Here is a 12,411-nt window from a genome sequence, read left to right as displayed (position 1 = left end):
CACCGCCTTTCGGACCGCCATCACTGTTCTGCCCATGGTAATGGGAGTCACCGGTGTCGGGTCCCATCTGGGCATACCAGTGCAGGTCGGGACGATTACTGAAAGTTCGCTGGACGTCCGTCCCAGCGGGCCTCGCGCATGATCACCCGCTCGCCGCGCAGCGGGGTGCCCTCCTCGCGCCAGTGAGCCAGGCATCGCACCAGGTGATCAGGGGCGGCACAGGTGCCGTCGGAGTGCACCACGCGCCACCACGGCACGCCGCCGCCCCAGGTGGACATGACCTTGCCGACCTGGCGGGGGCCACCCTCGCCGAGGAATTCCGCGATGTCGCCGTAGGACATCACCTTGCCGGGCGGGATGCGCTCGACCACGTCGAGGACGCGTTCGGCGAACGCGTCTACCACGACTCCGGTCCCGCCTCGACGATCTGGTCGAACTTGCCGACCTCCATGGCGACGCCGTCGGCGATCACTTCGATCACGCCGTCGCGCACGACGTAGGCCTCGCCGTCCTCGCCCATCAGCTTGCCGCCGACCGTCGCCGCCAGCCGCAGGAGCTGGGCCAGGTGCCAGTCGGAGTCGGGCGCGCCCACGACCTGCCCGCGCCACGTGCCGATCCTGTGGTCGCCGGCCACGATCTCGTCCGATCCGCGCAGCTCGAACCCGGCCCGCGCGATCGCCTTCGCGACCTCGGCGAAGGCGAGTGGCGATTCACGAACCACGCGCAGCTCGTATCCCATGACGCGGGACCATAGCGGATGTTTACTCCTTGCGCTGATTCAGCACGATGATCGCGCCACAGAACGTGACCAAGGCCAGGAGAACGCCCCCGCCGTACAGCCACAACCGCCACGGATCGGGCCCCGGACGGGCCGGTCCCGGCGAGTCCTCGCCGGCGCCGAAATGCTTGCCCGGGGGCACCGCGACCTCGCGCTGCTCGCCCGTCAGCCGCTGGGCGGCGTTGAGCGCGGCGGCCGCGTCCACCACGCCGAATCCGATCTTGTCGTCGTATCCGGTCGCCGGCCTGCCCCGGGCGCCGGCGGTCAGCGCCTGGGCGACCTGCTCGGGCGGCAGGCTCGGGTACCGCGACTTGATCAGCGCCACGACGCCCGCGACCAGCGCGGCCGCGGCGCTGGTGCCGTCGGCCTGCTGGTAGCCCTTGCGCGTCACCACCGGCACGCCGACGCCAGGCGCGGACACCAGCACGGACAGGTTGTCGGTGCTGAAGGCGGCCCTGTTGCCCTGCTTGTCCACCGCGCCCACGCCGATGACCCCGGGGTATCCGGCGGGGAAGCTCCAGAAGGAGCTGCCGTTCTGCTTGGCGTAGTTGGTCTCGCCGTCGTTGCCCACGGCCGCCACCAGCACCACGCCCTTGCCCAGCGCGTAGGAGACGGCCTCGCGCTCGGACTTGAGCACGCCGTACGTCCCGATCGACATGCTGACGACCTGGGCGCCGTGGTTGGCGGCGTAGCGCAGCGCGCGGCCGAGCGGGCTGTCCAGCGCGGTCAGGGAGTCCTCGTTGGGCGGGACGACGTCGGGTCCCGGTTCCGGTCCCTCGTCCTCGACGATGGGCAGCGACAGGATCTTCGCCTCGGGGGCGACGCCGATCAGGCCGCCGTCGGCTCCTGAGGCGGCGATCAGCCCGGCCATGGCGGTGCCGTGGGCGCCCGGCGTCACGTCGCGCTCCAGCGTCGCCGAGGTCATGTCGGGTCCGAGCGTGACCCGGCCCTTCAGCTCCTTGACCTGGGGATCTACGCCGCTGTCGACGACGGCCACGGTGACGCCCTTGCCCTTGGTCAGGCCCCAGGCCTGCTCGACGTTGAGCGCGTCGAGCACCCACTGCTGTTGCTGCCTGACGGGTGGCGCGGTGGCCGGGCCGTACAGCGCGAGGGCGGCGGCGGTCAGCGCTCTGACGACGGCGGTCAGCACACGTTCCCCTGGGTGCAGGGCGGGGCCTTGGGGGGATCCGCCAGGAAGTAGGCGATCTGGTTGCCGATCGACTTGGCGGCCGGCCACAGCTCGCTGTGCAGGAGCTCCTCCGGCGATACGGCGGCGCGGGTGCGGCCGTCGGCGTACCCGGCGGTGGAGAAGACGATGTAGGGGCCCGCGCCCACCCAGCCGTTGCGCTGGCGCTGGTCGGTGCCGAAGCGCTCGGTCACGGTGCCGGGGAAGGAGACGGGCAGCACGCCCACGCGGTCGTCCTGGGAGAGCTGGTCTGTCGCCGACAGCCTGGACTCCTCGTCCTTCAGCACGGCGACGCCGACCGTGATGACGAACGTCTCGGTCTGGTCGACGTAGGTGGCGCGCAGCACCGTGACGCAGCCGTGGTCGGCCAGGATGCCTGCCACGGAGGGGTCCATGGCGCCCGCGCACTCGGTTTGCGGTGCGATGCCGACCCGCCTGGCGTACTGCTGCGCGCGGTCCAGGCCCAGGTACTTCAGCTCGTCGGGGAAGACCTCCTCAGCCGGCCAGGCCTGCCAGCGGCGGGCGATCTCCTCCTGCTGGTAGCGGTTCTGCTCGGCGGCGGTCAACGGGCGGGACCTGGTCTCGCCGAGCAGCCCCACGGTACCCAGGAGCACGACGACGGCGGAGACGGTCACGATCGCGCCGACGATCACCAGGAAGATGCCGCGCATCCGGACGCCCTCGCGCAGCTCGGCGAGTTCGGCCCGCTCCTTGGCGGCGGCCCTGGCGCGGCCCGGTCCTGCGGCGGGCCATGAGCGCACGCGCGACCGGCGGCCGGCGGGGGCACCGAGCGGGTTGCTGCTCGGCGCGGCATCTCCCCCGGCGCGCGGCAGCCCTGATGTCGACCTACGTCCCTTCACCACCGCCTCGTTCCCGGGTTCGGCTTCGTGTCTAGTTCGTCCCCCTAAGGAGGGAGATCATGCGTCTTGTCATCCCCGCCCCCTTCGCGTGCGCCTGACCAGCACGAACATGAGGGTCAGGGAGGCCAGCGCGCCCACGGCCGCGGCCGCGGCGGTCGCTCCGTAGACCGTCACGCGCTCCCTGTCACGGACGATCACGGGGATCGGCACGGCCGCGCCGCCCGCCATCGGCTTGCCGGGATCCTGCGTCTGCGGACCCTGCGCGGTCTCGGTGTGCTTGGCCAGCCGGCCCGCCTCGGCCAGGGCCTTGGCGGCGTTGACCACGCCGAAGCCGGTGCCGATGTCGTAGCCGCCCGGCGGGCGGTCGGTGGCGCTCGCGGTCAGCGCCTGGGCCACCAGCGCCGGCGACATGCCCGGATACCTCGACTTGATGAGGGCGGCGACCCCCGACACCAGCGCGGTCGCCTGCGAGGTGCCGCGGCCCACCCAGTAGGCGTCGCCGGGCCCCGCGCCCATGATGTCGACGCCGGGCGCGGCCACCAGGACCGAGGAGTTCCAGTTGGAGAACGAGGCCCGCCTGAGCCGCCGGTCGGTCGCGCCCACCGAGACCACGCCGGGGAAGGCGGCCGGGTAGGAGTAGGGGGCGTAGCCGCCCGCTTCCGGCTTGCGGGCGCCGTCGTTGCCCGCGGCTGCCACCAGCACCACGCCCTTGGAGATCGCGTAGCGGATCGCCGCCCGCTCCTCCTTGGTGGCCAGTTCCTTGGAGATCGACATGTTGATCACGCCGGCGCCGTGGTCGACGGCGTACCTGATGCCCCTGGCCACCACGTTCTCGAAGCGCTCGGCCGAGTTGAACTCGCGGAAGCCCGGCTCCTCGTCCTCCAGGATCACCCGCACCGACAGCAGCCTGGCCTGCGGCGCCACCCCGATGATGCCCAGCCGCCCGCCTGACCCGTGGCCGTGACCCGCGATGAGCGAGGCCATGTACGTCCCGTGCAGGCGGCGCGGCGCCACGCCCGGCGGGTTGGCGCCCGCGGTGAAGTCCTTGCCCACGGTCACCGACCCGGCCAGATCGCGGTGCCGCGGGTCGACGCCGGAGTCGAGCACGGCCACCAGCACGCCCGAGCCCTTGCTGAGCCGCCACGCCTGGTTGAGCGCGAGCGTCTTGATGACCGGCTGCTGCCCGCCGCGCACGTCGTCGGCATGCGCGGGCGCTGCCGCGGCGGTGGTGACCGCCAGGCCGAGCGCCAGGGCGGCGACCCGCCTCAGCATCGCCACTCCTCGGCGGTGCAGTCGGGCATCCGTGGCGTGCTCAGGTCCGCCAGGACGCGCTCGGAGATCTCCCCGGCGAAGGCGAAGATGGTCGGACGCTGCTCGCCCACCGCGCGGGCGGGTCTGCCGTCGACCTGGCCGGCGGTGGTCAGCACGAGGTAGGGGCCGGCCTGCCGTACCGTTCCTGCCTGCCGTACGGGGTCGGTGAAGCGGTCGGCGACCGTGCCGCTGAAGGGGAGCGGGCGCAGGCCGGGTACGGGACCGCCCGACTCGGGGAAGGCGCTCTTGGCCCGGACGGCGTCCAGCTCGTCGGGCAGCGCCACGACGCCCACGGTGACGAGGACGCCCTGCAGGGCGTCGATGTAGGTGGCCCGCAGTACCGCACGGCAGCCGGCCTTGCGCAGCGCCTTGGCGGCCTTGGCGTCGACCGCGGCCGCGCAGTCGGTGCGCGGCGAGATGCCGATGCGGCTGGCCCGCTCCTGGCCGCCCTGCTCGGCCGAGTAGGGCAGGCTGGCGGGGAAGATCCGGCCGGCCGCCCAGGTGCGCCAGCGCGCGGCGACCTCGCGTTTGGCCGCCGCGTGCAGTTCAGCGGTGCTGGGGCCCCTGGTCAGCTCCGAGCCCGCCGCACTGGCCGAGACCCCCGCGACCACCGCGCACAGCACGGTGAGCACGGAGGCCGCCGCGAGGGCGGGCCAGGCGCGGGCATCGTCCACACACCGACACTAATGCGCGTCAGTAGGTGGGCAGGCTCGGATCCACCGTCTTGACCCAGCTGAGCACGCCGCCGCCGACGTGGACGGCGTCGGAGAAGCCGGCCGACTTGACGACCGCCAGCGCCTCGGCCGAGCGCGCGCCCGACTTGCAGTGCAGGACGATGCGCTTGTCCTGGGGCAGCTTCTCCAGCGCGGAACCGTTGAGGAACTCGCCCTTGGGGATCAGCGTGGCGCCGGGGATCGAGACGATCTCGTACTCGTTGGGCTCGCGGACGTCGACGAGGAAGATGTTCTCGTCGTTGTCCTGCATGGCCTTGAGCTCCTGCGCGGTGATCGTGGAGCCGGTGGCGGCCTGGGCGGCCTCGTCGGAGATCGTGCCGCAGAACGCCTCGTAGTCCTCGAGCAGCTCGGTGACGGTCGGGTTCTTGCCGCACAGCACGCACTCGGGGTCCTTGCGGACCTTGACGTCGCGGTACTTCATCTCCAGGGCGTCGTAGATCATCAGCCGCCCGACCAGCGGGTCACCGATGCCGGTCAGCACCTTGATGGCCTCGTTGACCTGGATGGAGCCGATCGAGGCGCACAGCACGCCGAGCACGCCGCCCTCGGCGCAGCTGGGGACCATGCCGGGAGGCGGGGGCTCGGGGTAGAGGCAGCGGTAGCAGGGGCCGTGCTCGGCCCAGAACACGCTGGCCTGCCCGTCGAAGCGGTAGATCGACCCCCACACGTACGGCTTGCCGAGCAGCACGGCCGCGTCGTTGACCATGTAGCGGGTGGCGAAGTTGTCGGTGCCGTCGACGATCAGGTCGTAACCGGAGAAGATCTCCATCACGTTCTCTGTCGTCAGCGCCGTGTTGTGGATGATGACCTCGACCAGCGGGTTGATCTCGCGGACCGAGGCGGCGGCGCTCTCAGCCTTCAGCCGGCCCACGTCGGACTGGCCGTGGATGATCTGGCGCTGCAGGTTCGACTCGTCGACCACGTCGAAGTCGATGATGCCCAGCGTGCCGATGCCCGCCGCGGCCAGGTACATCAGCGCGGGCGAGCCCAGGCCACCGGCGCCGACCACGAGCACCTTGGCGTTCTTGAGCCGTTTCTGCCCGGCCATCCCCACGTCGGGGATGATCAGATGGCGCGAGTAACGGCGCACTTCGTCGACGGTCAGCTCGTCGGCCGGCTCGACCAGGGGTGGCAAGGACACGGTTCTACGCTCCCATTTCAGGGGTCTTTGCAAGATGCAACCTAGCTGGCCAGTGGGGCATTCCCCAATCGCGTCTCACTGATCAGACGGCGGGCCTCGGCGGCCACCACGCGCGGCTGCTCCATCATCGCCACGTGCCCGGCGTTCGGCAGCCACACGAGCCTGACCTGCCTGAACGTACGGCCGGCCTTCGCGGCCATGGCGGGACGGACGAGCCTGTCGTGCCTGCCGTGGATGATCAGCGTGGGCGCCTCGACCTTGGCCGCCAGCCGCCACAGGTTCCGCTCGCCGCGCCGGAAGTACTCGGTGACGATCCCCCTGGCCGATCCGATCATCGCCGCTCCCGCGTACGGCAGGCCGTCCCTGCGGCGCAGCTCCTCCACCGCCTCGCGGAGCCGGTCGGGATGGACGCGGGTGGTGTCGGCGAAGATCATCGAGTACGAGGCGTTGACCCGCTGCTCGGCCGGGATGAGGCGGAGCTTGGCCGACACCCACTCCCCCAGGCGTGGCGCGGCCGCGGCCGCCACCCGGGCCGGGCCGTACCTCGGCAGCAGGTCCGGCAGCGCCGGCGAGATGAGCGTCAGCGAGCGCACCAGGTCGGGCCTGGTGGCCGCGACCGCCACGGACACGGCGCCGCCCAGCGAGTTGCCGAACAGGTGCGCGGGTCCGGTCTCCTCGAGCAGCCCGATCACGGCTCTTGCGTGCGCGGCGACGGAGTAGTCGCCGTCCTGCGGCGCGGGCGAGCGCCCGTTGCCCGGCAGGTCGACGGCGTGGCCGGTGACCTCGTCCTTGAGCTCGTCCATCAGGTCGGTCCAGTTGGTGGCCGCGCCGGCCAGGCCGTGCACGAAGACCGCCTGGTCTGCGGGGCCTTCAGGGGTGGACCGGACGTGAACGGGACCGACCATCCGCCCGGGCCAGTGGGGAATCGGCTGCTCCATCTCTCCACGATATCCGCCCCGACCTTTCGGACAAATCCGCACATATCCACAAAGATCAGCATGGAGTGGATAAATAGATACTAAAAGGGGCGAATTGCCGTTTATCGCCACAAACTCCCGGCAATAAGGCCAGGCAAGATGACCCCGATTGCGTCATCGAGGGCAGCTCACCCGAAGTGCTGCAGAACCGCTCAAGGGGGAAGCACAAATGTCCAAGCTCAGAACCGCGCTCGCCACGGGCATTCTCACTGTCGCCATGGCCGCCGGCGGCCTGGCTATGACAGAAGCCGTGAACACGACCTCAGCCAGCGCCGACGCCGCGAAGCCCCATCCGCCCAGGTGGCCCCACTGGCCCAAGGCGCACCCGGGGAAGATCTGGCCGCACTTCCCCGCCTTCAAGCACTGCAGGGCCAGGGTCCGGGTCAACTTCTTCAAGGCCAAGAAGAAGGCCAAGACCTCCACGACCAAGACCACCACCAGCATGGGCACCAAGAAGTAGGGCCAGACAGGATGATCCGTTCGCGTCACTGAGGGCGCCGGCTCGCCCCAACTGTTCAAGTCGGGGCGAGCGCCGCCTGGCGCCAGAGCGACCACGACCACACGTGAACACCTGGAAGGGCCAGCACCTCACCGGTTGCCACCGCTTCTTCCGGCACCACCACCTCCACTGGCCGCGGTTGCGCGACTGGAAGTGGTAGCACCCGCCTCGCCTTAGCGACCCCGTCGCCGCGGAACCTCGAAGGTTCCGCGGCGTTGTCGTGTTTTCGCCGCTTTTCCGGCACCGCGAATTGCGGACATTTACGGATAAATACTGCTAAATGCTCAAATAGCACCCCAATAAATGCAATCAGCGGGTTAGTGGACAGCAAAAGCCTGCTGAATGCCGTTTATGATCATGAATGGTCGGCAATTCTGACAACCAGGAAGGCTCTAGGCGAAAGAGCAATCCCAGGCCCTTCGCCGACAATTCCGGCACAAGCGCCTGAAGTGCAAGAGACCGTCAAGGGGAAGCACATCATGTTCAATCTCAACAGAACGCTCGCGGCCGCGGCTCTCAGCACCGCGCTGGCGAGCGGCATCGTCGGCCTCGGAACCGTCACCACCGCCCACGCCAGCGCCGTCAGCAGCGGCTCGGCGATGGATGTCTGGAACGGGCGCGGAGGGCGCTGCGTCTTCCTCGGCCCTGCGGGAGGCGTCAAGAGGGGCCACTACGAGAACGAGGTTCACGGACGCTTCCGCGTCTGGAGCGGCTGGCACATCCACCGTGAGCGTGGCTGTGTCCGCACCAGGAACTTCTTCTGGTAAATAGACCGGACAGCCAATAGTGGCAGGGGGCTTCACCCACGAAGCCCCCTGCCACTCCCTTTTCTTATGTGCGGCTTGACGTTCGGGAAAGCGGCCATACCCGACCGGGTATGGCCGCCCACCGGCACGCTGTCACAAACCCAGTCCGGGAGGCGTCAGGGCAGTAGAAGCACGCTACGAACTGGAGCAAGTCATGAGCGCGACGATCCTGGTCACCGGTGGCACGGGCACTCTCGGACGCCTCGTCGTCCCCCTGCTGCGCGAGGCCGGCAACGAGGTGCGGGTGCTGAGCCGCTCCGCCCGCGAGCCGCGCGACGGCGTCCGCTACTTCGCCGTCGACCTGCTGAAGGGCGAGGGCATCGAGCCCGCGGTCGCGGGCGCCGACATCGTGCTGCACCTGGCGGGCGGCGCCAAGGGCGACGACGTGGCGACCGCCAACCTGGTGCGCGCCGCCTCGGCCGCCGGGGTGCGGCACCTGGTGTACATCTCGGTCATCGGCGCGGACCGCATGCCGATCGGCTACTTCCGCGCCAAGCACGGCGCCGAGCGGGCCGTCGCCGACTCCGGGATCCCCTGGACGATCCTGCGGGCCGCGCAGTTCCACGACTTCGCACTCAACGCGGTCCGCGCGATGGCCAGGATGCCGTTCATCCCGTCGCCCGGCGGCATCCGCTTCCAGCCTGTCGACGCTCGCGACGTCGCGGAACGCCTCGTCGAACTCGCCCTCGGCACCCCCGCCGGCCTCGTCCCCGACATCGCGGGCCCCACGGTGTACGGCCTGGCGGACCTGGCCCGTGGCTACCTCCACGCCCTCGGCAAGCGCCGCCCCACCCTCCCCATCCGGGTCCCCGGCAAAATCGGCAAGGCCTACCGCGCAGGCGAGAACCTCTCCCTGACCGGCACCACCACAGCCCCCCGAACCTGGGAATCCTTCCTCACCGAACGCCTCAACACCCCCACCCACTAGCCCCGGACCGCATCACGCACTCACATGCGGCCCACCCACGTGAGACGCACGCCCTACGGGGAACGCGTTGCGAGACGCCACCCATACACTCACGCGCGGCCGTATCGAGCCGCACGGTCACGAGGGAGCCCGCCGCCGCACGACCCGCCGGGGATGCGTGGTGACGCGCCGCCGCGTGAGCGAACACGCTCACGTGAAGGCGCGTCGTCTCGCGCGGCGCGGGTCGACTCGCGCGGGTCGTGCGGCGAGGGCGCCGCGCCTACGAAAGCGCGACGTCGCGTGGACGCGCGGCGCGCGGGGAGTGCGTGGTGACGCACCGCCGGAAGCGCGAGGTTGCGTGGGCGCACTCGGACACGTGAAAGCGTGCCGCGGGCGCGCTGCCCGGGGCGGGCGGGCGCGCTCGTGAGCGCCGGTGTGCGGGGGTGCGCGCCGCACCGCACCGCACTACGGGAGTGTCGGGTGGCAGCGCACGAAAGCGCCACACCGTGGGGTTTAGGCGGTTTTGCGGGGTTTGCGTTTGGATTCTTTGGCGGGTTTCTTTTCGGCCTTGGGGGGTTCGCCGGAGCGTTCGCGTTTGGCGGCCTCGACGCTGGCGCGCAGGGCGGCCATGAGGTCGACGGCGGGACCCGCCTCCTCCTCGCCACCGGGAGGCGCGATGACCTCCCTGCCCTCCACCTTGGCCTCGATCACCTGCTGCAGCGCCTCGCGGTAGGCGTCGTGGTACTCGGTCGGGTCGAACTCCCCCTCCATCGTCTGGATGAGCGACTCGGCCATCTGCAGTTCCTGCGGCCTGACCTCGATGTCCTCCTCCAGGAAGGCGAAGTCGGGCACGCGGATCTCGTCGGGCCAGAGCATCGTCTCCAGCACGAACACCCCGTCACGCACCCGCAGCGTGGCCAGCGACTCGCGCTGCCGCAGCGCCACCTTGACCACGGCCACCTGCCCGGAGGACTCCAGGGCGTTGCGGAGCAGGACGTACGGCTTGGCCCCCTGCCCGTCGGGCTCCAGGAAGTAGGACTTGGCGAAGTAGATCGGGTCGATCTCCTCGGCGGGGGTGAACTGGAGCACGTCGATCCGGCGGGACGTGCTCAGCGGCAGGTCCTCGAAGTCCTCGTCGGTGAGCACGACGATCTCGCCGGTGGCCAGTTCGTAGCCCTTGGCGATGTCGCTGTAGGGGACCTCCTCGCCGTCCAGCGTGCACACGCGCTTGTAGCGGATCCTGCCGCCGTCCTCGCGGTGGACCTGGTGGAAGGTGACGTCCTTCTGCTCGGTGGCCGAGTACAGCTTGACGGGGATGGTGACCAACCCAAAGGAGATCGCACCCTTCCAGATGCTGCGCATGGGGACTCCTCTGCTGTCGTCGGCACACCAATTGGGCACATACCCCTCATGGGCCAACCAATGCCATACCCGGTAGAGCCAATGCTGGCCGTACCTGGGGAACTACCCATAGATCGTGATCGTTACGGACTCGAGGTCAAGTGGGATGGCATCAGGGCTTTGGTCCACATCGACAACGGCCTCAGGGTGACAGGACGCCACGGAACCGAATACACCCGCCGTTATCCCGAAATTTCGGGGTTCGGGGTGAAGAATGCGGTGCTGGATGGCGAGGTCGTCGCACTCGACCAGCGGGGCAGGCCCAGTTTCGAACGCCTGCAGCGCAGGATGCACCTGACCGACCCCGAGCCCGGCATGCTGGAGCTCTACCCGGTCACCTACTTCCCCTTCGACCTGCTCTACCTCGACGGCACTCCCCTGTTCGACCTGTCCTACCGCGATCGCAGGAGCCTGCTCGACGAGCTCGACATCGGGGCCCCGCCGTACTTCCCTGGAGAGTCCGACCTGCTCAGCGCGACCCATGAGCAGGGCCTCGAGGGGGTGGTCGCCAAGCGGCTCGACTCCCCCTACCGCCCCGGCGTGCGGTCGCCGTGGTGGATCAAGGTGAAGAACCTGAGCACCAGGGAGATCGTCGTCGGCGGCTGGAAGGCGGGCAAGGGCAGGCGCGCGGGCGGGATCGGCTCGCTGATCATGGGCGTGTTCACCGAGGCGGGCCTGACGTACGTGGGCCACGTCGGGACCGGGTTCACCGAGGTGACGCTGGAAGAGCTGTACGCGGTGCTGCGCCCGATGGAGATCGCGCGCAGCCCCTTCGCCAACGACGTGCCCTGGCGTAACCATTGGGTTAGACCCGACCTGGTCGGGGAGGTGGCCTACACGATGTGGACGGACGAACTGCGCCTGCGCCATCCCGTCTGGCGCGGTCTGCGGCCCGACAAGATCCCGGCGGAGGTGCGGCTGTGAAGGTCCCGGTGAAGGTGGACGGGCGCGAGCTGACGCTCAGCAATCTCGGCAAGGTGCTCTACCCCGAGGTCGGCTTCACCAAGGCCGAGGTCATCGACTACTACTCGCGCATCGCCCCGGTGCTGCTGCCGCATCTGAAGGGCAGGCCGCTGACGGTCAAGCGCTACCCCAACGGGGTGGACGGCGCGTACTTCTTCGAGAAGAACGCGCCCGGCCACACGCCCGCCTGGGTCAGGCGCGTGCGGCTGCCCGTGCCCGGCAGCGGCAAGAACCGGGACACCATCGACTTCGCCGTGGTGGAGGACCTGCCCTCGCTGGTGTACTACGCCAACCTGGCCGCGCTCGAGCTGCACGTGCCGCAGTGGCGGGTCTCCGACGACGGCCAGGCCGAGCCGCCCGACCTGCTCGTGTTCGACCTGGACCCCGGCGCGCCCGCCACGATCGTGGAGTGCTGCCAGGTGGCGCAGCTGCTGCGCGGCCTGCTCGAGGACGACGGCCTGACGGCCGTGCCCAAGACGAGCGGCAACAAGGGCATGCAGCTGTACACGCGCTGGGACGGCGGGCAGGAGCCCTCCGTGTACGCCAAGGAGCTGGCCCAGCGCTTGGCCAAGGACCACCCGCGGCACGTGGTCAGCGTGATGACGAAGTCGGCCAGGCCGGGCAAGGTGTTCATCGACTGGAGCCAGAACAACCCGGCCAAAACCACCGTGGCGCCCTACTCGCTGCGTGCCAGGCACCGTCCCACGGTGTCGACGCCGCTGCTGTGGGAAGAGGTGGAAGCGTGCAGGACTCCAGAAGACCTCGTCTTCACCGCACCCGACGTGCTGGCCAGAGTGGACAAGCACGGCGACCTTTTCAGTCAGGCGTAGGCTGGAGCCGTCCACACG

General features: G+C 69.9%; 14 protein-coding genes. 5 read left to right on the top strand and 9 right to left on the bottom strand.

What is annotated here, in order from left to right:
* Positions 1–95: 95 nt before the first annotated feature.
* From KIK09_RS52510 to KIK09_RS52475, 8 genes are all read right to left on the bottom strand, one after another.
* On the bottom strand, positions 96–404 hold the full coding sequence (locus tag KIK09_RS52510; protein WP_214327134.1) for an MGMT family protein: 309 nt from the start codon (positions 402–404) through the stop codon (positions 96–98).
* The gene (locus tag KIK09_RS52505) at positions 398–739 is read right to left on the bottom strand and encodes a hypothetical protein (RefSeq protein ID WP_214327133.1); all 342 of its coding nucleotides are present in this window, start codon (positions 737–739) and stop codon (positions 398–400) included. Before KIK09_RS52505 ends, KIK09_RS52510 begins: the two co-directional genes overlap by 7 nt.
* 22 nt (positions 740–761) lie before the next feature.
* Positions 762–1,928 carry a S8 family serine peptidase gene (locus KIK09_RS52500; protein WP_214327132.1) on the bottom strand — a complete coding sequence of 389 codons (1,167 nt, stop codon included), beginning with the start codon at positions 1,926–1,928 and terminating at the stop codon, positions 762–764.
* A complete protein-coding gene (locus KIK09_RS52495; RefSeq protein ID WP_308164815.1) occupies positions 1,922–2,824 on the bottom strand; it encodes a hypothetical protein in 903 nt (300 codons plus the stop codon). The genes KIK09_RS52500 and KIK09_RS52495 overlap by 7 nt, the downstream gene beginning before the upstream one ends.
* Positions 2,825–2,893: 69 nt before the next feature.
* Positions 2,894–4,096, bottom strand: coding sequence for a S8 family serine peptidase (locus tag KIK09_RS52490; protein ID WP_214327131.1), 1,203 nt, complete (start codon positions 4,094–4,096; stop codon positions 2,894–2,896).
* Complete coding sequence (locus KIK09_RS52485; RefSeq protein ID WP_214327130.1) at positions 4,090–4,809, bottom strand: hypothetical protein; 720 nt, start codon at positions 4,807–4,809, stop codon at positions 4,090–4,092. Before KIK09_RS52485 ends, KIK09_RS52490 begins: the two co-directional genes overlap by 7 nt.
* A gap of 19 nt (positions 4,810–4,828) precedes the next feature.
* On the bottom strand, positions 4,829–6,010 hold the full coding sequence (gene moeZ, locus KIK09_RS52480) for an adenylyltransferase/sulfurtransferase MoeZ (RefSeq protein WP_214327129.1): 1,182 nt from the start codon (positions 6,008–6,010) through the stop codon (positions 4,829–4,831).
* Positions 6,011–6,051: 41 nt separating this feature from the next.
* A complete protein-coding gene (locus KIK09_RS52475) occupies positions 6,052–6,948 on the bottom strand; it encodes an alpha/beta fold hydrolase (protein ID WP_214327128.1) in 897 nt (298 codons plus the stop codon).
* Positions 6,949–7,156: 208 nt separating this feature from the next.
* Between KIK09_RS52475 and KIK09_RS52470 the strand changes: the two genes are divergently transcribed.
* The 3 genes from KIK09_RS52470 (at position 7,157) to KIK09_RS52460 (ending at position 9,220) form a co-directional block, all read left to right on the top strand.
* Positions 7,157–7,447 (top strand): hypothetical protein, encoded by a 291-nt coding sequence (locus KIK09_RS52470; protein ID WP_214327127.1) that lies wholly within the window; start codon positions 7,157–7,159, stop codon positions 7,445–7,447.
* A 518-nt stretch (positions 7,448–7,965) separates the two neighbouring features.
* Complete coding sequence (locus KIK09_RS52465) at positions 7,966–8,253, top strand: hypothetical protein (RefSeq protein WP_214327126.1); 288 nt, start codon at positions 7,966–7,968, stop codon at positions 8,251–8,253.
* 193 nt (positions 8,254–8,446) lie between these two features.
* Positions 8,447–9,220 (top strand): SDR family oxidoreductase, encoded by a 774-nt coding sequence (locus tag KIK09_RS52460; protein WP_214327125.1) that lies wholly within the window; start codon positions 8,447–8,449, stop codon positions 9,218–9,220.
* 492 nt (positions 9,221–9,712) lie between these two features.
* On the opposite strand, the gene ku is transcribed toward KIK09_RS52460, so the two are convergent.
* Complete coding sequence (ku, locus tag KIK09_RS52455) at positions 9,713–10,561, bottom strand: non-homologous end joining protein Ku (RefSeq protein WP_214327124.1); 849 nt, start codon at positions 10,559–10,561, stop codon at positions 9,713–9,715.
* Positions 10,562–10,609: 48 nt separating this feature from the next.
* Here ku and ligD (KIK09_RS52450) point away from each other — a divergent pair, with 48 nt between their 5' ends.
* Positions 10,610–11,524, top strand: a complete 915-nt coding sequence (gene ligD / locus KIK09_RS52450) for a non-homologous end-joining DNA ligase (protein WP_250575213.1) — start codon at positions 10,610–10,612, stop codon at positions 11,522–11,524.
* Positions 11,521–12,393, top strand: a complete 873-nt coding sequence (gene ligD / locus KIK09_RS52445; protein ID WP_308164814.1) for a non-homologous end-joining DNA ligase — start codon at positions 11,521–11,523, stop codon at positions 12,391–12,393. Before ligD (KIK09_RS52450) ends, ligD (KIK09_RS52445) begins: the two co-directional genes overlap by 4 nt.
* The last annotated feature ends 18 nt before the right edge of the window (positions 12,394–12,411 follow it).

The sequence above is a fragment of the Nonomuraea sediminis genome (genome assembly GCF_018531495.1).
GTDB lineage: Bacteria > Actinomycetota > Actinomycetes > Streptosporangiales > Streptosporangiaceae > Nonomuraea > Nonomuraea sediminis.
Note: the sequence above shows the minus strand (reverse complement) of the source record. Positions and strands in the feature narration are given on the sequence as shown.

What these genes read in the sequence shown, in the direction of transcription:
- KIK09_RS52465 (WP_214327126.1), top strand. Translation starts at nt 7,966, where the DNA reads ATGTTCAATCTCAACAGAACGCTCGCGGCCGCGGCTCTCAGCACCGCG.
- ku (WP_214327124.1), bottom strand. Translation starts at nt 10,561, where the DNA reads ATGCGCAGCATCTGGAAGGGTGCGATCTCCTTTGGGTTGGTCACCATC.
- KIK09_RS52505 (WP_214327133.1), bottom strand. Translation starts at nt 739, where the DNA reads ATGGGATACGAGCTGCGCGTGGTTCGTGAATCGCCACTCGCCTTCGCC.
- ligD (WP_250575213.1), top strand. Translation starts at nt 10,610, where the DNA reads ATGGGCCAACCAATGCCATACCCGGTAGAGCCAATGCTGGCCGTACCT.
- KIK09_RS52490 (WP_214327131.1), bottom strand. Translation starts at nt 4,096, where the DNA reads ATGCTGAGGCGGGTCGCCGCCCTGGCGCTCGGCCTGGCGGTCACCACC.
- KIK09_RS52460 (WP_214327125.1), top strand. Translation starts at nt 8,447, where the DNA reads ATGAGCGCGACGATCCTGGTCACCGGTGGCACGGGCACTCTCGGACGC.
- KIK09_RS52470 (WP_214327127.1), top strand. Translation starts at nt 7,157, where the DNA reads ATGTCCAAGCTCAGAACCGCGCTCGCCACGGGCATTCTCACTGTCGCC.
- KIK09_RS52475 (WP_214327128.1), bottom strand. Translation starts at nt 6,948, where the DNA reads ATGGAGCAGCCGATTCCCCACTGGCCCGGGCGGATGGTCGGTCCCGTT.